At 72.3% G+C, this 20,071-nt stretch carries 17 protein-coding genes; 6 read left to right on the top strand and 11 right to left on the bottom strand.

Going from position 1 to position 20,071, the window contains the following annotated elements; genetic code table 11:
• Positions 1-15: 15 nt before the first annotated feature.
• Positions 16-1,446, bottom strand: coding sequence for a Fe-S cluster assembly protein SufB (gene sufB / locus E1166_RS13105; protein ID WP_132338784.1), 1,431 nt, complete (start codon positions 1,444-1,446; stop codon positions 16-18).
• A complete protein-coding gene (locus E1166_RS13100) occupies positions 1,443-2,195 on the bottom strand; it encodes an ArsR family transcriptional regulator (RefSeq protein WP_132261580.1) in 753 nt (250 codons plus the stop codon). Before E1166_RS13100 ends, sufB begins: the two co-directional genes overlap by 4 nt.
• 98 nt (positions 2,196-2,293) lie before the next feature.
• Here E1166_RS13100 and E1166_RS13095 point away from each other — a divergent pair, with 98 nt between their 5' ends.
• A complete protein-coding gene (locus tag E1166_RS13095; RefSeq protein ID WP_132261581.1) occupies positions 2,294-3,256 on the top strand; it encodes a COX15/CtaA family protein in 963 nt (320 codons plus the stop codon).
• A 128-nt stretch (positions 3,257-3,384) separates the two neighbouring features.
• Here the strand turns inward: E1166_RS13095 and E1166_RS13090 are convergent, their stop codons facing one another.
• The 3 genes from E1166_RS13090 to E1166_RS13080 form a co-directional block, all read right to left on the bottom strand.
• Positions 3,385-4,314: a hypothetical protein gene (locus E1166_RS13090; protein ID WP_243710328.1), complete on the bottom strand. Its 930-nt coding sequence runs from the start codon at positions 4,312-4,314 to the stop codon at positions 3,385-3,387.
• On the bottom strand, positions 4,311-4,643 hold the full coding sequence (locus tag E1166_RS13085) for a hypothetical protein (protein WP_132338782.1): 333 nt from the start codon (positions 4,641-4,643) through the stop codon (positions 4,311-4,313). The genes E1166_RS13090 and E1166_RS13085 overlap by 4 nt, the downstream gene beginning before the upstream one ends.
• A 338-nt stretch (positions 4,644-4,981) precedes the next feature.
• Positions 4,982-5,941, bottom strand: a complete 960-nt coding sequence (locus E1166_RS13080) for a heme o synthase (RefSeq protein WP_132338780.1) — start codon at positions 5,939-5,941, stop codon at positions 4,982-4,984.
• 283 nt (positions 5,942-6,224) lie between these two features.
• Here E1166_RS13080 and tkt point away from each other — a divergent pair, with 283 nt between their 5' ends.
• The 5 genes from tkt to pgl all read left to right on the top strand — a co-directional run bounded on the left by tkt (position 6,225) and on the right by pgl (position 14,843).
• Positions 6,225-8,363 (top strand): transketolase, encoded by a 2,139-nt coding sequence (gene tkt, locus E1166_RS13075; protein ID WP_132338778.1) that lies wholly within the window; start codon positions 6,225-6,227, stop codon positions 8,361-8,363.
• Positions 8,364-8,379: 16 nt separating this feature from the next.
• Entirely contained in the window at positions 8,380-9,561 is a 1,182-nt protein-coding gene (gene tal, locus E1166_RS13070) for a transaldolase (protein ID WP_132261585.1), read from the top strand.
• Between the two features lie 76 nt (positions 9,562-9,637).
• Entirely contained in the window at positions 9,638-12,817 is a 3,180-nt protein-coding gene (gene zwf, locus E1166_RS32680; RefSeq protein WP_347813021.1) for a glucose-6-phosphate dehydrogenase, read from the top strand.
• A gap of 109 nt (positions 12,818-12,926) precedes the next feature.
• Positions 12,927-13,943 carry a glucose-6-phosphate dehydrogenase assembly protein OpcA gene (locus E1166_RS13050; protein ID WP_132338776.1) on the top strand — a complete coding sequence of 339 codons (1,017 nt, stop codon included), beginning with the start codon at positions 12,927-12,929 and terminating at the stop codon, positions 13,941-13,943.
• 129 nt (positions 13,944-14,072) lie between these two features.
• On the top strand, positions 14,073-14,843 hold the full coding sequence (gene pgl / locus E1166_RS13045) for a 6-phosphogluconolactonase (RefSeq protein WP_132261587.1): 771 nt from the start codon (positions 14,073-14,075) through the stop codon (positions 14,841-14,843).
• Positions 14,844-14,931: 88 nt separating this feature from the next.
• Here the strand turns inward: pgl and E1166_RS13040 are convergent, their stop codons facing one another.
• From E1166_RS13040 to whiA, 6 genes are all read right to left on the bottom strand, one after another.
• A complete protein-coding gene (locus E1166_RS13040) occupies positions 14,932-15,276 on the bottom strand; it encodes an RNA polymerase-binding protein RbpA (RefSeq protein ID WP_132261588.1) in 345 nt (114 codons plus the stop codon).
• A 129-nt stretch (positions 15,277-15,405) separates the two neighbouring features.
• Positions 15,406-15,666, bottom strand: coding sequence for a preprotein translocase subunit SecG (secG, locus tag E1166_RS13035; protein WP_132261589.1), 261 nt, complete (start codon positions 15,664-15,666; stop codon positions 15,406-15,408).
• 95 nt (positions 15,667-15,761) lie between these two features.
• Positions 15,762-16,553 carry a triose-phosphate isomerase gene (gene tpiA, locus E1166_RS13030; RefSeq protein ID WP_132338774.1) on the bottom strand — a complete coding sequence of 264 codons (792 nt, stop codon included), beginning with the start codon at positions 16,551-16,553 and terminating at the stop codon, positions 15,762-15,764.
• Entirely contained in the window at positions 16,553-17,752 is a 1,200-nt protein-coding gene (locus E1166_RS13025; RefSeq protein ID WP_132338772.1) for a phosphoglycerate kinase, read from the bottom strand. The genes tpiA and E1166_RS13025 overlap by 1 nt, the downstream gene beginning before the upstream one ends.
• 37 nt (positions 17,753-17,789) lie before the next feature.
• Entirely contained in the window at positions 17,790-18,794 is a 1,005-nt protein-coding gene (gap, locus tag E1166_RS13020) for a type I glyceraldehyde-3-phosphate dehydrogenase (RefSeq protein ID WP_132338770.1), read from the bottom strand.
• Positions 18,795-19,056: 262 nt separating this feature from the next.
• On the bottom strand, positions 19,057-20,037 hold the full coding sequence (whiA, locus tag E1166_RS13015; RefSeq protein WP_132261593.1) for a DNA-binding protein WhiA: 981 nt from the start codon (positions 20,035-20,037) through the stop codon (positions 19,057-19,059).
• Positions 20,038-20,071: the final 34 nt, after the last annotated feature.

Genomic DNA, 20,071 nt, shown 5'->3' with positions numbered 1-20,071 from the left:
GAGGGTCGGGCGGGGTCAGCCGACCGCGCCCTCCATCTGCAGCTCGATCAGGCGGTTGAGTTCCAGGGCGTACTCCATCGGGAGTTCCTTGGCGATCGGCTCGATGAAGCCACGCACGATCATCGCCATCGCCTCGTCCTCGCTCAGGCCCCGGCTCATCAGGTAGAAGAGCTGGTCCTCGCTGACTTTGGAGACGGTCGCCTCGTGCCCCATCGACACGTCGTCCTCGCGGATGTCGACGTACGGGTAGGTGTCCGAGCGGGAGATGGTGTCGACCAGCAGCGCGTCGCACTTGACCGTGCTCCGGCTGTGGTGCGAGCCCTCCAGCACCTGCACCAGACCCCGGTACGAGGTGCGGCCACCGCCCCGGGCGATCGACTTGGAGACGATGGTGCTGCTGGTGTGCGGCGCGGCGTGCACCATCTTGGCGCCGGCGTCCTGGTGCTGGCCCTCGCCGGCCATGGCCACCGAGAGCACCTCGCCCTTGGCGTGCTCGCCGGTCATGTAGACCGCCGGGTACTTCATGGTGACCTTGGAGCCGATGTTGCCGTCGATCCACTCCATGGTGGCGCCCTCGTGGCACACGGCGCGCTTGGTGACCAGGTTGTAGACGTTGTTCGACCAGTTCTGGATGGTCGTGTACCGGCAACGGGCGTTCTTCTTGACGATGATCTCCACCACGGCGCTGTGCAGCGAGTCCGAGGAGTAGATAGGAGCGGTGCAGCCCTCGACGTAGTGCACGTACGCGCCCTCGTCGACGATGATCAGCGTCCGCTCGAACTGGCCCATGTTCTCGGTGTTGATCCGGAAGTATGCCTGCAGCGGGATCTCCACGTGCACGCCCTTCGGCACGTAGATGAACGACCCGCCGGACCAGACCGAGGTGTTCAGCGCGGCGAACTTGTTGTCACCGACCGGGATCACCGTGCCGAAGTACTCCTTGAACAGGTCCTCGTGCTCCTTGAGGGCGGTGTCGGTGTCGAGGAAGACGACCCCCTGCTCCTCCAGGTCCTCACGGATCTTGTGGTAGACCACCTCGGACTCGTACTGGGCCGCCACACCGGCGATCAGCCGTTGCTTCTCCGCCTCCGGGATGCCCAGCCTGTCGTAGGTGTTCTTGATGTCCTCCGGCAGGTCCTCCCAGCTGGTGGCCTGCTTCTCGGTGGACCGCACGAAGTACTTGATGTTGTCGAAGTCGATCCCGGTGAGGTCGGCGCCCCACGCCGGCATCGGCTTGCGACCGAACAGGCGCAGGCCCTTCAGGCGCAGGTCGAGCATCCAGGCCGGCTCGTTCTTCTTGGCCGAGATGTCCCGCACCACCGCCTCGCTGAGGCCGCGCTGGGCGACCGCCCCGGCGGCGTCGGGGTCGGCCCAGCCGTACTCGTAGCGACCGAGGGCGGCGAGCTGCTCTTCCTGGGTCAGGGGCTGGACGATCTGCTCGGTCATCTATCTGTCCTCACAGTGGTGACGGTGTTACCGGACTGAACGCGCGGCTGGGCCGGAATGTGCGTGGTGCACACCCCGTCGCCGTGGGCGATGGTGGCCAGGCGCTGCACGTGGGTGCCGACCAGTCGGGAGATGACCCCGGTCTCGGCCTCGCACAGCTGGGGAAACTCGGCGGCCACGTGCGCCACCGGGCAGTGGTGCTGGCAGAGCTGGCCGCCGGAGGCGATCGTGGACGCGCTGGCAGCGTAACCCTCGGCGGTGAGCGCGGTGGCGAGTGCCTCCGCCCGCGCGAGCGGGTCGTCCCCGGCGTCCTCCATGGCGGCCCGGCAGCGCGCCTCCAGCGCCGCGACCTGCTCGGCGGCGAACGCCGCCACCGCCGTGGAACCGCCGTTGCGGGCGATCCAGCGCAGCGCCCCGGTGGCCAGGTTGTCGTAGTGGTGCGTGCCGCACCGGCCCCGGGCGGCATCGGTCAGCAGGAACACCTTGGCCGGGCGGCCCCGCCCGCGGCTGCCCCGGACGACCTGTTCCCGGGCGATCACGTCACCGTCGGCGAGCATGGCGTCCAGGTGCCGACGGATCGCGGCCGGGCTCAGCCCGAGCGCCGAGCCGAGCTGGGCGGCGGTGGTCGCCCCCCGCTCCAGCAGCAGCTGGGTGACCCGGTCACGGGTGGGCAGATCGGCGGACGGCGGCACACCGGTGACCGTCCCGGTCACCGGCGGGTGCCCGGAGAGCGCCGCCGCGTTTTTCACAACGGCAACGTTACGTAATTCGCTCCGGGCCTGCAAACCGGACCCCCGGTGATCCCCGACACCGCGATGGCGGAGTCACCCGATCGGCGTCCACTACGATGCGTAGGATTCGAGGCGTGAAGGCTCCCGTCCGGTTCCCGGTCTCCGACACCCTGCTGAGTCGCCTCGCGTACGCCTCGATCGTGGCGAACGTGGCCATCGTCGTGACCGGCGGGGCGGTCCGGCTCACCGACTCGGGCCTGGGCTGCCCGACCTGGCCGCGGTGCACCGACGAGTCGTACACCGCCACCCCCGAGATGGGCGTGCACGGGGTGATCGAGTTCGGCAACCGGCTGCTCGCCTTCGCCGTCGGGGCCATCGCGCTCGCCGTGGTGCTGGCGGTGCTGGCGCACCGGCCGCGCCGGCGCCGGCTGCTGCCGTTGGCGGTGGCCGTGCTGCTCGGCATCCCCGCGCAGGCGGTCATCGGCGGGATCACCGTGCTGACCAACCTCAACCCGTGGGTGGTCGGGCTGCACTTCCTCGCCTCCATGGTGGTGATCGCCGCCGCGTACGCGCTGTGGCGGCGCACCACCGACCCGGACGGGCCGGTGGTGCCCGTGGTGCCCGGCCCGCTGCGCACCCTGGCCGGGCTCACCACGGCGGTCAGCGCCTCGGTGTTGGTGGTGGGCACCTGGGTGACCGGTAGCGGCCCGCACGCCGGCGACCACGGGGCCGCCCGCAACGGGTTGGACCCGGAGCAGATCTCCCAGGTGCACGCCGATGCCGTGTTCCTGCTGATCGGCCTCTCCGTGGCGCTGGTGTTCGCCTTCCGGGCGGTCGGCGCCGCCGGGGCGGCCCGGGCGGCCCTCGTGCTGGTCGGTGTCGAACTGGGCCAGGGTGTGATCGGCTTCGTGCAGTACCTCACCGACCTGCCGGCGCTCCTGGTGGGCGCGCACATGCTCGGCTCCTGCCTGGTGTTGCTGGCCACCCTGTCGGTGCTCTGGTCGACCCGGGAACGCCGCCCGGTCGAGCCCGCCCCGCAGCCCGCGCCGACCGCCGGTCGCGTCCCCGCCGCCGTCTGAGCCGGCCGGGGCCCCGGGATGCGGTAACCGCAAGGCGCGGCGTCCGGGCCTGTCCCCGGCGGCAACGAACCGGACATCCGGCTCGTCGACGGCGCGAGATGGCGCAGGTGGCGAGTGTCCGGGAGGGCTCAGCCCCGGCGGACCAGGTGGATCACGATCGCCTCGGCGAGGCGGTCGGCAGCGCCGTTGGCGTACCCGAGGAACAGCGACGGCTCGGTCAACTCCAGCTCCACCAGGACCGGCCTGCCGTCCGCACCCGGGATCAGGTCCACCCGGGCGTAGAGCAGCCGGTCCGCGCCCCCGGGCACGGCGGCCAGGACCTGCTGCCCGACGGCCAACTGCTCCGGCGTGGCGGTGCGGGCGTCGATCACCTCCGGCCGGTAGAGCCCCTCGACGCCGTGGTCCGGACCGTCCAGCATCGGGCCCTTGCGGATCGCGTGGCTGTAGGCCAGGCCCGTTGGACCGGCCAGGAAGAGCAGCGCCGTCTCCCCCGCCGTGTCCACCGCGTCGAGGTACGGCTGGACCATGGTGACCCGCCCGGCCGCGGAGAGTCGACGCACGTGCGCGGCGGCCAACTCCCGGTGCTCCGGATCGGCCGGGTCGTAGCGGCCGGTGTCCTGGCTGCCCGCGCTGACCGCCGGTTTGATCACGTACTGGCCGGGGCCGTCCGGCGGGGTCCAGTCCGCGCCCGGCTCGACCCAGCAGGTCGGCACGGTGGGAACGCCGGCGGCGGCCAGTTCGCCCAGATACCGCTTGTCGGTGTTCCAGCGCACCAGGTCGGCCGGGTTGAGCAGGTGCGGCACACTCTCCGCCCAGGCCACGAACTCGTCGCGGCGCGGTGCGTAGTCCCACGGGGAACGGAGCACGACCAGGTCGTAGGCGGCCCAGTCGACGTCGGGATCGTCCCAGACGGCCGGCTCCACCGCGATGCCCCGTTCGGCGAGCGGGGCGAGCACGAGCCGGTCGTCGGACTCGAGGTCGGCGAACCGGTCGCAGGTGACGAGAGCGACCCGGAGTTCCCCCCGGGCCGCGTTGTGGTGGGTCAAGGTCTGGGTCACCGCGCCATCGTGCGCCGGGACATCGACCGCCAGAGATCGTTGCTCGGACGCATCTGGTCCATGAGTTCGCGTTCCCAGGCGTTCTCGACGGCGACTCCCGCCTTGGCGCACGCCTGCCGCGCGACGACGGTGTCGTCGGCGAACTGGTCGGCCCACTCGCCGTCGGAGCCGACGAGGACGATCCGGGCCCCACGCTTGCCGACGTACTCGATGACCGCCTTCGCGCCGCCGTGTCCGGCGGCGAACGACCTGATGCCGGCGACCAGGCCGTTGGGGGCCTGCTCCGCGCTCTGCTCCGTCGCCAGCGTTGTATCGGAACCATCTGCCATGACGCGCAGCCTAAGCAGAGACGCACCCGTGGGGGCGAGAACGATGAACCTTTTGTGATACCAATTACGAACGGGTTTACGGAAAACCGCAGGTGATTCGCCCCGACGTGTCGGAAACAGAAGGCGAAAAGGGACGGCCAGGAAAACCCCTATCTGTCGGATTTTCCACCCTACGCGCGAGGCGCGTCAGGCGGTGGCGCGCCGGTGGCAGCAGAGCAGAAAGCGCCGACCGCGCTGCGGGGCGCGCGTCAGGCCAGCGGGCCGGTCACGCCGGACCGACGCCCCCGGCGCGCGCCGGACCAGCCGCCCGACTGCGTCGGACAGCGCGTCGAGCCGCGTCAGACGAGCGCGTCGAGCGCGACGGCCGCGAACAGGATGGTCAGGTAGGTGGTCGACCAGTGGAACAGCCGCATCGGCTTGACCGCCTCGCCGCGGACCACCCGCCGGCACAGCCGGTGCGCCTCGATGAGGAAGATGGCCCCCACCACCAGGGCCGGCACGCCGTAGACCAGGCTCATGCCCAGCGGCCACAGCAGCAGCGAGGCGAGCACCGTCAGCCAGGCGAAGACCAGGATCTCCGCGTTGACCCGGCGGGCCGAGGCGACCACCGGCAGCATCGGGATCCCCGCCCGGGCGTAGTCGTCCTTGTACTTCATGGCCAGCGGGTAGAAGTGCGGCATCTGCCAGAAGAAGACCACCGCGAACAGCGCCCACGCCTGCGGCGCCAGGGAGCCGGTGACCGCCGCCCAGCCGATCAGCACCGGGGCCGCCCCGCACGCCCCACCCCAGAACGTGTTCGCGGTGGTGGTGCGCTTGAGCCAGAGCGTGTAGACGAGGTCGTAGTAGACGATCGCGGCCAGCGTCAACGCGGCGGCCAGCAGGTTGGTCAACGCCGCCATCAACACCGTCGACACCACCGCCAGCACCAGCCCGAAGACCAGCGCGTTGCGCGGCGAGACCGTGTGCGCGGGCAGCGGACGACGCTTGGTGCGCCGCATCAGCTGGTCGATGTCCCGGTCGATGTAACAGTTCAGGACGCTGGCCGCACCGGCGGCGAGCGAACCACCCACCAGCACCACCGTCACCAGCCAGAGCGAGGGCATCCCACCCTCGGCGAGCATCATCGCCGGCACCGTCGTCACCAACAGCAGCTCGACGATCCGCGGCTTGGTCAACGCGACGTAGGCGGAGACCACGGCCCGGACGTCCCGACGCGGTGTCGCCGGCTCCTCGGTCACCGTGCGCACCGGCGGCTGCCCGGCAGGGTTGCTGACGGGGCGCTCGGTGATCATGCTCACGGATTGCCACCTTCCGGCTTCGGCAGGGGGGACGGGGCGGCCGGACCCGTCCGGGTCCACACACCGCCCCACAGACTACGCGGCGTCGTTTTGGCTGCCCGGGCGACCCGTCAACGGTGCGAGCCGTCACACCTTCGGTGGATCACCTCGCACCCCACCCTGAACGATCATCTGGTCAGGCACGTACCCAGCTACGTGCAGAGATCCCCGGGCGGACGTTTACGGCCGCTCGATAGGGTCACCAGTGAGGGTTCCGCCCATCTGCCGAGGAGCACAAACGATCGTGGCTGCCAACCGACCCGAGCACCCCGCACTCAACTGGTCCGACCTCGACCGTCGGGCCGTCGACACCGTCCGCGTGCTGGCCATGGACGCCGTGGAGAGATCCGGTAACGGCCACCCGGGCACCGCCATGAGCCTCGCGCCCGCGGCGTACCTGCTCTTCAACCGGGTGATGCGGCACAACCCGGCCGACCCGAACTGGCCGGGCCGCGACCGGTTCGTCCTCTCCGCCGGCCACTCCAGCCTCACCCTCTACATCCAGCTGTTCCTCTCCGGCTACCCGCTGAGCCTGGACGACCTGAAGTCGCTGCGGCAGTGGGGCTCGCTCACCCCGGGCCACCCGGAGCACGGGCACACCCCGGGCGTGGAGACCACCACCGGCCCGCTGGGCCAGGGCCTCGGCAACGCGGTCGGGATGGCGATGGCGGCCCGCCGCGAGCGTGGCCTGTTCGACCCGGAGGCCGAGCCGGGCGCCTCGGTCTTCGACCACGACATCTGGTGCATCGCCTCCGACGGCGACATCGAGGAGGGCATCAGCCACGAGGCCAGCGCGCTCGCCGGACACCAGCAGCTGGGCAACCTCTGCCTGATCTACGACGACAACGAGATCTCCATCGAGGACGACACCCGGATCGCCAAGAGCGAAGACGTCGCGGCCCGCTACCAGGCGTACGGCTGGCACGTGCAGACGGTCGACTGGCGGGCCGGCGACGCCGACCAGGGCGACTACCACGAGGACGTCGAGGCGCTGTACCGGGCGCTGCTGGCCGCCAAGGCGGAGACCGGCCGCCCGTCCTTCATCGCGCTGCGCACCATCATCGGCTGGCCCGCGCCGAACAAGCAGAACACCGGCAAGATCCACGGCTCGGCGCTCGGCGCCGACGAGGTGGCCGCCACCAAGCGGATCCTCGGCTTCGACCCGCAGCGCACCTTCGAGGTCGACGAGGAGGTGCTCGGCCACGCCCGGCAGGTGATGAGCCGGGGCGAGGCCGCCCAGCAGCAGTGGCGGCAGACCTTCGACGCCTGGGCGGACGCGAACCCGGAGCGCCGCGCGCTCTACGACCGGATCGCCGGCCGGGTGCTCCCCGAGGGCTGGACCCAGGCCCTGCCGACCTTCCCCGCCGACGCCAAGGGCATCGCCACCCGGGCCGCCTCGGGCAAGGTGCTGGAGGCCCTCGCCCCGGTGCTGCCGGAGCTCTGGGGTGGCTCGGCCGACCTGGCCGAGAGCAACAACACCACCATGAAGGGCGAGCCGTCGTTCATCCCGGCCGTCCACGCCACCAAGGACTTCCCCGGCCACGAGTACGGCCGCACGCTGCACTTCGGCATCCGCGAGCACGCCATGGGCGCGATCCTCAACGGCATCGCCCTGCACGGCGGCACCCGCCCGTACGGCGGCACCTTCCTGGTGTTCAGCGACTACATGCGCCCCTCGGTGCGGCTCGCCGCGCTGATGAAGCTGCCGGTGGTCTACGTCTGGACGCACGACTCGATCGGTCTCGGCGAGGACGGCCCCACCCACCAGCCGGTGGAGCACCTGACCGCGCTGCGCGCCATCCCCGGCCTGGACGTGGTCCGGCCGGCCGACGCCAACGAGACCGCCTGGGCGTGGCGGCGGGCGCTGGAGCACACCGACCGGCCGACCGCGCTGGCGCTGAGCCGGCAGGCGCTGCCGACGCTGGACCGCGAGCAGTTGGCCGGCGCGGAGGGCGTGGCCCGGGGTGGCTACGTGCTCGCCGAGGCGTCCACCGGCAAGCCGCAGGTGATCATCGTCGGTACCGGTTCCGAGGTGCAGCTCTGCCTCACCGCCCGGGAGCGGCTGGAAGCCGACGGCACCCCGACCCGGGTGGTGTCGATGCCCTGCCAGGAGTGGTTCTTCGAGCAGGACGAGGCGTACCGGGAGTCGGTCCTGCCGCGCGGGGTAAAGGCTCGGGTGAGCGTGGAGGCGGGCATCGCCATGTCCTGGCGCGGCATCGTCGGTGACTGCGGCGAGAGCGTCAGCCTGGAGCACTACGGCGCGAGCGCCCCGCACTCGGTGCTCTTCGAGCAGTTCGGGTTCACCCCCGACCGGATCGTGGCCGCCGCGCACGCGGCGCTGACCCGGGTGGGCGACATCACCGGTTTCACGACCGGCAACTGAGGGGAGCGTGAACGGTATGACGACGGACAGGCTGAGCGAACTCACCGCCGCAGGCGTGGCGGTCTGGCTCGATGACCTCTCCCGGGTGCGGCTGAGCTCCGGCGGGCTGGACCAGCTGCGCCGGGAGAAGCACGTGGCCGGGGTGACCACCAACCCGACCATCTTCGCCAAGGCGCTGGCTGACGCCGACGAGTACGACCGGCAACTGCGGGAGCTGGCCACCCGGGGCGTGGACGTCGAGGAGGCCGTCCGCATGCTCACCACGTACGACGTGCGCTGGGCCTGCGACGTGATGCGCCCCTCGTACGACACGAGCAGTGGCGTCGACGGCCGGGTCTCCATCGAGGTCGACCCCCGGCTGGCCCACGAGACGGAGAAGACCGTCGCCGAGGCCAAGGCGCTGTGGTGGCTGGTGGACCGGCCGAACCTGTTCATCAAGATCCCGGCGACCGAGGCCGGTCTGCCGGCGATCACCGCGACCCTGGCCGAGGGGATCAGCGTCAACGTCACGCTGATCTTCGGCCTGGAGCGCTACTCGCAGGTGATGGACGCCTTCCTCGCCGGCCTGGAGCAGGCGAAGGCGAACGGCCACGACCTGTCGAAGATCGGCTCGGTGGCCTCCTTCTTCGTCTCCCGGGTCGACTCCGAGGTCGACAAACGACTGGAGAAGATCGGCTCGGACGAGGCCAAGGCGCTGCGCGGCAAGGCCGCCGTCGCCAACGCCCAGCTCGCCTACGAGCGCTACGGCGAGGTCTTCTCCTCCGCCCGGTGGCAGGCCCTCGCCGACGCGGGCGCGCACCCGCAGCGGCCGCTGTGGGCGTCCACCTCGACCAAGAACCCGGACTACCGAGACGTCATCTACGTCGAGGAGCTGATCGCCCCCGGCACGGTCAACACCATGCCCGAGTCGGTGATCCACGCCTACGCCGACCACGGCGAGACCCGGGGCGACACCATCACCGGGTCGTACGACGCGGCGCGGCGGGTCTTCACCGACCTGGAGTCGGTCGGGGTGGACATCACCGACGTGATCGCCACCCTGGAGCGCGAGGGCGTGGAGAAGTTCGAGGCCAGCTGGCAGGAGCTGCTCGACGGGGTGCGGAAGTCCCTGTCCGAGGCGGCGCAGGGTACGGGTCGGCCGGGCGCGGCCGCGAAGGGCAACGCGCGGGCCGCCGCCCAGGCCGGCGGCAACGCGTGACGATGGCGTCCGACGCGCCGCGGGGCGAGGGCCGCGCGGCGCGGGACGCCACCGCCGACCCGGGACGGACGGCGACATGACTGACCTGATGGCCGGCCCGGCGGTGGCGACCGCCGGGTTCGCCGTGCACGGCGCGGACGGTGTGGCCGGCAGCGCGGCGGTCCGCGCGGAGCTGGTCGCGCGCGGCCTTCCGGCGCGGCTGGCCCACCCGGACCGGGCAGCGCTGACCGAGCCGAATCCGGCGACGCTGACCGGGCCAGGGCCGGAGACATCGTCCGGGCCGGTCCCCGCGGACGCCCACCGCAACCGCCGGGAGCTGGTCGCCCAGCTCGCCGAACTGGTCGCCGAGCTGGGCGACCTGGACCACGTGGTGCTCGTCGGCCCGGCCGGCACGACGCTGTCCGCCGAGGCCATGGCCCGCACCCTGGGCCGGCCGTTGACCGTGCTCGACGGCACCGACCCCGGGCGGGTGCGCGCGGCGCTGGCCGACCGCCTGGACCGGACCGTGGTCGTGCTGGCCGATCCGGACGGCGACTCGGTGACGGTCGACGCGCTGGGCCGGGCGTACTGGCGGGCGTTCCTGAGCACCGGAATGATCAAGGCTGAGGCGGCCCGGCGTTTCGTGGTGGTGACCGCCCCCGGCTCGCCGCTGGCGGCCACCGCCGACGAGTCGGGCGTACTGGTGCTGCCGGTGGGCCCGCGCCCGGACGCCCGGTACCCGGCGCTGACCGCGCTGGATCTGGTCCCGGCCGCGCTGGCCGGGGTCGAGGTGGCGGCGGTCCTGGACGACGCCGAGGCGTTCGCGGCGGCCCTGGCCCACGACGAGGACGATCCCGCCCTGGCGCTGGGGGCGGCGCTGGCCGCGGCGGCCCGCGGCGGGCGCGGCACGGTCGCACTGGTCCCCGACGGCACCGGCCTGGTCGGCCTCGGTGACTGGATCGCCCGGCTGCTCGCCCGGGCCGGTATCCGGCCGATACCGGTGGAGTCCCCGGACGCGCCCGACGTGGGCGGGCCGGGCGTGCTGACCGTCAGCTACGGCGGCGCGCTGACCGCCGGGGCGGTACCCGGTGGTGGGTGCCCCGCCGACCTGGCGGTCACCGGCCCGCTCGGCGCGCACTTCCTGGCCTGGGAGTACGCGACGGCGCTGGCCACGGCGGCGCGCGGCGGCGACCCGCCCCAGGCCGGCGGCACGCCGAACCTCGGCCACGCCCTGGCCGCCGGAGAGCCGACGCCCTCGTTCACCGAGGGCGCCATCGAGGTGTACGCCCCACCGGGCGCCCCCGCCGATTTGCGCGGCGCGCTGCGCCACCTGGCGGGCCAGGTGGGCGACGGCGGCGCGCTGGCGGTGGCCGCGTACCTGGACCCGGTGGCCGACGCCGACGCGGCCCGGCTGCGGCCGGCGCTGGCACGGGCAACCGGGCGGCCGGTGACCTTCGGCTGGGGCCGGCTGCCGCATTCCACCGAATGGTACGACCCGAGCGGCTCGCCGGCGGACGGCTATCTTCAGGTCACCGGTGCGGTGGACGCTGATCTGCCAGTGCCGGACCGCCCGTACTCCCTGGGACGGTTGCAGGCGGCGCAGGTCGCCGGTGACCGGAAGGCGCTGACCGACCTGGGTCGGCCGGTGCTGCGGCTGCACCTGACCGACCGACCGGCCGGCCTGGCACAGCTACGGGATGCGATCGGCACGATGACGGACGCAACGATGGACAACTTGGACCAGACCGAGCGAGGAGGCGGCGTGAACCCGCTGCGCGACGCGCAGGACCGACGACTCCCCCGGATCCCGGAGCCCTGCGCTCTGGTGATCTTCGGGGTGACCGGTGACCTGGCGCGGAAGAAGTTGCTGCCGGCGGTCTACGACCTGGCCAACCGGGGTCTGCTGCCCCCCGGATTCGTGGTCCTCGGCTTCGCCCGGCGGGACTGGGGCGACGGCGACTTCGAGTCGCTGGCCCACGAGGCGGCCAAGCAGCACGCCCGCACCCCGTGGCGGGAGGAGGTATGGTCCCGGCTGGCCGGCAACATCAAGTTCGTCGGCGGCTCGTTCGACGACGACGCCGCGTTCGACCGGCTCGCCCGCACCCTGGACGACCTGCGCGACAGCCACGGCATCCACGGCAATGCCGCCTTCTACTTCTCCATCCCCCCGGCGGCCTTTCCCGTGGTGCTCAAGCAGCTGGCCCGCACCGGCATGGCGGACAACGAGAAGTGCGGCGGCTGGCGCCGGGTGGTGGTGGAGAAGCCGTTCGGGAACGACCTGCCCTCGGCCAAGGAACTCAACGACCTGGTCGACGACGTCTTCACCCGCCAGGACGTGTTCCGGATCGACCACTACCTGGGCAAGGAGACGGTCCAGAACATCCTCGCCCTGAGGTTCGCCAACAACCTCTTCGAGCCGTTGTGGAACTCCAAGTACGTCGACTCGGTGCAGATCACCATGGCCGAGGACGTCGGCATCGGCACCCGGGCCGGCTTCTACGACTCGGTCGGCACCGCCCGTGACGTGCTGCAGAACCACCTGCTCCAACTGCTCGCCCTGGTGGCGATGGAGGAGCCGACCAGCTTCGACGCCGACGAGATCCGGGCCGAGAAGCTGAAGGTGCTCAAGGCGATCACCCTGCCGAAGGACATCGCCCACGGCACCGTACGCGGCCAGTACCTGCCCGGCTGGGTGGGCGGCCAGCGGGCGGTCGGCTACCTGGACGAGGACGGCGTGCCGGCGGACTCCACCACCGAGACGTACGTCGCCGTCGAGTTGGGCATCCAGAACCGCCGCTGGGCGGGGGTGCCGTTCTACATCCGGGCCGGCAAACGGCTGCCGCGCCGGGTCACCGAGGTGGCCGTCATCTTCAAGAAGGCACCCCACCTGCCCTTCAACGCCGCCGACATGGAGTCGCTCGGCCCCAACCAGCTGGTCATCCGGGTGCAGCCGGACGAGGGCGTGGTGCTGAAGTTCGGCTCGAAGGTGCCGGGCACCACGATGGAGGTCCGCGACATCGCGATGGACTTCCAGTACGGCGAGGCGTTCACCGAGTCCAGCCCGGAGGCGTACGAGCGGCTGGTGCTGGACGTGCTGATCGGTGACCGGACGCTGTTCCCGGACGCCGCCGAGGTGGAGCAGAGCTGGGCGGTGGTGGATCCGCTGGAGCACGCCTGGGAGGGCACGAAGCCGGAGCCGTACCGGGCCGGCGAGTGGGGGCCGCGGGCGGCCGACGAGATGCTGGCCCGCGAGGGCCGCGCCTGGCGGCGGGCGTGAGCGGGCGCCGCCGTCCGGTGGCAAGGGCAGAGCGCCCGGTGGCCGGGGCGAGTCGCCGCCGTCGCCGGACGGCCGTGGAGAGTCGAAGCGAGCAGACCGGGAGGCTCCAGTGATCGGCCTGTGGGACACCACCGGCAACGAGGTGGTCAAGGCGCTGGCCGCGGAGCGGCGCAGCGCGGGCGGGGTGGCCAGCGGAATGGCGCTGACCCTGATCGTGGTGGTGGACGAGAAGCGGGTCCGGGAGGCGGAGGCGGCGGCCACCATCGCCGCCGCGGCCCACCCGTGCCGGCTGCTGGTCGTCGTCCGCTCGGACATCGAACGGGAACGCAACCGGCTGGACGCGGAGATCGTCGTCGGCGGCCGGCTCGGCCCCTGCGAGGCCGTGGTCACCCGGATGTACGGGCGGCTGGCCCTGCACGCCGAGTCGGTGGTGATGCCGCTGCTGGTGCCGGACGTCCCGGTGGTCACCTGGTGGCACGGCGAGCCGCCGGAGGAGATCGCCACCGACTTCCTCGGCGTGGTCGCCGACCGGCGGATCACCGACGCCGCGCAGGCCGCCGACCCGATCGAGGCGCTGCGGCAGCGGGCCCGGGACTACGCCCCGGGCGACACCGACCTGGCGTGGACCCGGATCACCCCGTGGCGGACCCTGGTCGCCGGGGCGTTCGACACCACCGAGGCCCAGGTCACCGAGGCGACGGTGGTCGCGCCGCGCACCGACCCGACGGCGGCGCTGATGCGCGGCTGGCTGGCCGCGCGGCTCGGCATCGACCCCCGCTGGGAGCACACCGACGCCCACCCCCGGATGCGTCAGGTGCAGCTGCGCTGCGCCAACGGCGACGAGCTGACCCTCACCCGCGACGACAGCCTGGCGACGTTCCGGCGTACCGGCCAGGACGACCGGATACTGCCGCTGGTGCGTCGCCCCCTCGGTGACGAACTGGCCGAGGAGCTGCGCCGGCTCGACGCCGACCAGGTGTACGCCGAGGCGCTGGGCGCCGCGGCCGGACTGACCGGGCTGGAGCAGCGCCCCGCCCAGCGGGTGCACGTGTGGAAGGATCCGGCCACGGCGCGACGCGCCGAGGCCGGGGTGACCGCACACGCGGGCACCAGCGCGAACCACTGACGGCCGTCCGTGTCGGCGACGGGTCGTCGCCGACACGGACCGGGCGGGTGCGGCCCACCGGCAACGGGGTTCACCGGCCCCGGCACGACGACAGGGCCGCGTGGACGTGGTCCGGAAACGAAGGCAGACATGAGTGAGGCGAGTGTCGCCGTCCACGCCGACGCCGACCTGCTGGCGCAGGCGGTGGCGGCCCGACTGGTGGTGAAGCTGCTCGACGCGCAGGCGGAGCGGGGTCAGGCCGCGGTGGTGCTGACCGGCGGCCGGATCGCCGCGGCCGTGTACCGGGCGGTGGCGGCGCTGCCGGCCCGGGACGCGGTCGACTGGTCCCGGGTGGACGTCTGGTGGGGCGACGAGCGTTTCCTGCCCGCCGGTGACCCGGAGCGCAACGAGACGCAGGCCCGGGCGGCGCTGCTGGACGTGGTGCCACTGGACCCGGCCCGGGTGCATCCGATGCCGGCCTCCGACGGCCCCGACGGGCCGGACCCGGAGGCGGCGGCGGCCACGTACGCGCAGGAACTGGCGCGGGCGGCTCGTCCCGGCCACGCCGCGCTCCCCCACTTCGACGTGCTGATGCTGGGCGTCGGCGAGGACGGGCACGTGGCCTCGGTCTTCCCCGAGCATCCGGTGCACCACGACACCCGGCCGGTCAGCGCCGTGCGGGGCAGCCCGAAACCGCCGCCCGTGCGGACCACCCTCACCCTGCCGACGATCAACACCGCCGAGGAGGTCTGGTTGGTGGCCAGCGGCGGGGACAAGGCCCGGGCGGTCGGCATGGCGCTGGCCGGGGCCGGGCCACGGCAGTTGCCGGCGGCGGGTGTGCGGGGGGTGGCGCGTACCCTCTGGTTGCTGGACCGGGCGGCCGCGGCCGGAGTGCCGCCGCGCTCGCGTAGCCTGCGCTGATCGACGTGTCCGGGAGCCCCCGACCCGCCACCGGGTCGGGGGCTCCGCTGTCGCTGCCCGGCAGGTGCGGCGGTCGGGCCGGGGCGGGTCAGCCGCGACCGCGGCGCTGACGCAGGGCGGCCAGGGCCTCGGCCAGGATCGCCTCCCCCTCGGCGTCGCTGCGCCGCTCCTTCACGTACGCCAGGTGGGTCTTGTAGGGCTCCGGACGGACCCGGCCCGGCGGGTTGTCCGCGTCCCGGCCTGCCGGCAGACCGCAGCGCGGGCAGTCCCAGACCGACGGGGTTTCGGCCTCCACCGCCACCTTGATCTCGGTGGCGTGCCCGTTGCGGCACCAGTAGGTCACCGGACGGCGCGGCGCCAGCTCGTAGCGCTCGGCGGGGCGCTCGGGGGCCGACCCGACCCGCGCACCCCGGATGATGTTGACACTGGGCACAGCAATTCGCTCCTGTCGTCGGAGGGGACCACCGCCCGGAGGGTGGCGGCGGCGACGCGGTGCACAAACACAACTGCGCGCGGTCCGTGACGGACCGCGCGCAGATTGTACGCCGAGACTCCGACGGGATCAGGCCCCGTTGGTGAGCGCGAGCTTGAGCCAGAGGCCCAGCCCGATGATGCAGGCGAACCAGATGACGCTCACCAGGACGGTGTAGCGGTCCAGGTTCTTCTCCGCCACCGACGAGCCGGCCAGGCTGGAGCTGACACCGCCGCCGAACATGCTGGACAGGCCGCCGCCCTTACCGCGGTGCAGCAGGATCAGCATGGTGAGCAGCACGCTCGTGATGACCAGCAACACGATCAACGTGTATGCGAACCAGATCGGCATGGCTGGGGTCAGTCCTCTCGTTACGATCCTCGCCCGGACAGGTCGGGCACGACGGCACCGGCCGGTGGACGGGCGGAGTCAAGGATAGCGAGCGATCAGCGCGCAGTGTGCTCCGGGAACCGGCAGATCTTCGCGAACTCCTCGGCGTCCAGGCTGGCGCCGCCCACCAGGGCCCCGTCCACGTCCGGCTGGGCCATGATCGCGGCCACGTTCGAGGACTTGACCGACCCGCCGTACAGGACCCGGACCTGGTCCGCGGTGGCCTGGTCGTAGGTCTCGACCAGGCGCTTGCGGACCTCGCCGCACACCTCCTGGGCGTCGTCCGGGGTCGCCGTCTTGCCCGTGCCGATCGCCCAGACCGGCTCGTACGCCACGACGACCTTGGTGACCTGCTCGGGGGTGAGCCCCTTCAGGGCGGCGTCGAGCTGGTCGCAGCAGTGCGGCACGTGCTTGAGCTGCTCCCGGATCTCCAGCCCCTCGCCGATGCACAGGATCGGGGTGAGCCCGTTCGCCAGCGCGGCGGCCACCTTGGCGTTGACCAGGGCGTCGTCCTCGTGGTGGTACTGCCGCCGCTCGGAGTGGCCGACCGCCACGTAGGTGCAGCCCAGCTTCGCCAGCATCGGGCCGGAGATGTCCCCGGTGTAGGCCCCCGACTGGTACGGCGACAGATCCTGTGCGCCGTAGCCGATCAGCAGCTTGTCGCCGTCCACCGCGGTCTGCACGGTGCGCAGGGCGGTGAAGGGCGGCAGGACGACGCACTCGACGTCGGTGAGCTGCTTCTCGGTGAGGCTCGCGGCCAGTTTCTGCACCAGCAGGTTGGCCTCGAGGTGGTTGAGGTTCATCTTCCAGTTGCCGGCCATCAGTGGCCGGCGGCTCACGCTCGCCATCAGTTCTCCAGGGCCGCGATGCCGGGGAGGGTCTTGCCCTCCAGGTACTCCAGGGAGGCGCCGCCTCCGGTGGAGATGTGCCCGAAGGCGGAATCGTCCAGCCCCAAGGCACGGACCGCGGCGGCGGAGTCACCGCCGCCGACCACGCTGAACGCGTCGGCCTTGGTGATCGCCTCGGCGACCCCTCGGGTGCCGGCCGCGAACGCGGCCATCTCGAACACGCCCATCGGCCCGTTCCAGAAGACCGTCTTCGCCTGGGAGATCACGGCGGCGAAACCGGCCACCGTCCGGGGCCCGACGTCCAGCCCGAGCCGGTGGCTCGGGATGCCGTCGGCGGGGACCGTGTCGTGCGCGGCGTCCGGGGCGAAGGCGTCCGCGGCCACCACGTCGACCGGGAGCATGATCTTGCCCGGGGCCCGCTCCAGGAGGTTGCGGCAGGTCTGCACCATCTCCTCCTCCAGCAGCGAGGTGCCCACCTCGTGGCCCTGGGCCTTGAGGAAGGTGAAGCACATCCCGCCGCCGATGAGCAGCCGGTCGACCTTCGGCAACAGCGCCTCGATCACCGCCAGCTTGTCGGAGACCTTCGACCCACCGAGCACCACCACGTACGGGCGCTCCGGCTCGCCGGTCAGCTTGCCGAGCACCTGCACCTCGCGCAGCACCAGACGGCCGGCCACGTGCGGCAGCCGGGCCGGCACGTCGAAGACGCTGGCGTGCTTGCGGTGCACGGCGCCGAAGGCATCGTCGACGTACGCCTCGCCGAAGGCGGCTAGCTGGTCGGCGAACGCCCCCCGCTCGGCGGCGTCCTTGCTGGTCTCGCCCGGGTTGAAGCGCAGGTTCTCCAGCAGGGCGACCTGGCCGTCGGCCAGGCCCGCCACGGTGGCGCGGGCCGAGTCACCGACGGTGTCGGTGGCGAAGTGCACCGGCGCGCCGAGCAGCTCACCGAGCCGCCCGGCGACCGGGCGGAGGCTGAACTGCGGGTCCGGGGCGCCCTTCGGGCGGCCCAGGTGCGAGCAGACGACCACCTTCGCGCCGGCCTGGACCAGCGCGCCCAGGGTCGGCAGGACGGCCCGGATCCGGCCGTCGTCAGTGATCTCACCGGTCTGCTTGTCGAGGGGGACGTTCAGGTCGGCGCGCACCAGCACGCGCCGACCCGACACCCCCTCGGCGAGCAGGTCGTCGAGGTTGCGGATGCTCACCGAGCCAGCCTCCCGTTCGTGACTGCGGGGTTCGCACTCACAGGGACTGACCCACCAGCTTGACCAGGTCGACCAGGCGGTTCGAGTAGCCCCACTCGTTGTCGTACCAGCCGACGACCTTGACCTGGTTGCCGATCACCTTGGTCAGCGGCGCGTCGAAGATGCAGGACGCCGGGTCGGTGACGATGTCGGCGGAGACGATCGGGTCCTCGTTGTAGACCAGGATGCCCTTGAGCGGGCCGTCGGCGGCGGCCTTGATCGCGGCGTTGACCTCGTCCACCGTGGTCTCGCGGTTGAGGTTCACCGTCAGGTCCGTGGTCGAGCCGGTCGGGATCGGCACCCGCAGCGCGTAGCCGTCCAGCTTGCCCTTCAGCTCCGGCAGCACCAGGCCGATCGCCTTGGCCGCGCCGGTCGAGGTCGGCACGATGTTCAGCGCGGCGGCCCGGGCCCGACGCAGATCCTTGTGCGGCGCGTCCTGCAGGTTCTGGTCCTGGGTGTACGCGTGGATGGTGGTCATCAGACCGTGCTGGATGCCGAACGTGTCGTGCAGCACCTTGGCCATCGGGGCCAGGCAGTTGGTGGTGCAGGAGGCGTTGGAGATGATGGTGTGCTTCGCCGGGTCGTACTGGTCGTGGTTGACGCCCATCACGACCGTGACGTCCTCGTTCTTCGCCGGGGCGGAGATGATGACCTTCTTGGCCCCGCCGTCGACGTGCGCCTTCGCCTTCGTGCCGTCGGTGAAGAAACCGGTGGACTCGATGACGACGTCCGCGCCGACCTCGCCCCACGGCAGCTTCGCCGGGTCCTTCTCGGCGTACGCCTTGATGGTCTTGCCGCCGACGGTGATCTCGTCGGCGGTGGCCTTCACCTCGTGCGGGAGGCGGCCCAGGATGCTGTCGTACTTGAGCAGGTGGGCGAGCGTCGCGTTGTCGGTCAGGTCGTTCACCGCCACGACCTCGATGTCGGCGCCGGACGCCAGCACCGCCCGGAAGAAGTTACGGCCGATGCGGCCGAAGCCGTTGATGCCAACCCGGATGGTCACAGGTCCCATCTCCTCGCGTGTTGTCCGCCGGCGTCAGACGCGGGCCGGCGGAGGTGTTTTCGCCGACCGTTGGAGCCGGCCGTTGACGATTCATCTCGGCCACCCCGCCGCGGTCGTGAGGATCTGACCGCCGGAGGCGGTGCAGCACGGCGAGGAGTGCCTGTGCCGGCCCCCTTGCCGTACGCAGCGACCTTATCCGAGCGTGCGCCGCCGCGCTGCGGCGGGTGGGATCCCGCCTCGCCCGCGCCGGCCCACCGTCCTATCAGACCACGAGCATGTCCGGCGTGACGGCCGCTTCGGTATCCGGGATGCCCAGGTCGCGGGCGCGCTTGTCGGCCAGCGCCAGCAGCCGGCGGATCCGCCCGGCGATGGCGTCCTTGGTCAGCGGCGGGTCGGCCAACGCACCCAGTTCCTCCAGGGATGCCTGCCGGTGTTCCAGGCGCAGCCGCCCGGCCGAGGTCAGGTGGTGGGGGGCGTCGTCGGCGAGGATCTCCAGCGCCCTGGTGACCCGGGCGGCGGCGGCCACCGCCGCCCGCGCCGAGCGGCGCAGGTTGGCGTCGTCGAAGTTGGCCAGCCGGTTGGCGGTGGCCCGCACCTCGCGGCGGACCCGCCGCTCCTCCCACGCCAGCACGCTGGAGTGCGCGCCGATCCGGGTGAGCAGCGCGGCGATCGCGTCGCCGTCCTTGACCACCACCCGGTCGACCCCACGCACCTCGCGGTTCTTGGCGGTGATGCCGATCCGCCGGGCCGCGCCGACCAGGGCCAACGCCGACTCCGGCCCGGGGCAGGTGATCTCCAGTGCGCTGGAGCGGCCGGGTTCGGTCAGCGAGCCGTGCGCCATGAACGCCCCCCGCCACGCGGACACCGCGCAGCAGACGTTGGCCGCCACCACGTGCGGCGGCAGGCCACGCACCGGGCGACCGCGCACGTCGAGCAGCCCGGTCTGCCGGGCCAGGGACTCACCGTCCTTGACCACGCGGACGATGAAGTGGCTGCCCTTGCGCAGCCCACCCGAGGCCAGCACGTGGATCTCGCTGGGGTACCCGTACACCTCGGCGATCTCCCGACGCAGCCGTCGGGCCACCGCCCCGGTGTCCAGCTCGGCCTCCACCACCACCCGACCGGAGACGATGTGCAGCCCGCCGGCGAACCGGAGCAGCGCGGCCATCTCCGCCCGCCGGCAGCAGGGCTTGGGCACGTCGACCCGGCTCAGTTCGTCCTTGACCGCAGCCGTCATCGCCATTGTGCGCCCCTCCACGGACCGGTACCGGCGTGTC

The sequence above is a fragment of the Micromonospora sp. KC213 genome (genome assembly GCF_004348325.1).
GTDB lineage: Bacteria > Actinomycetota > Actinomycetes > Mycobacteriales > Micromonosporaceae > Micromonospora.
This window is presented reverse-complemented; position numbering and strand designations above follow the sequence as displayed.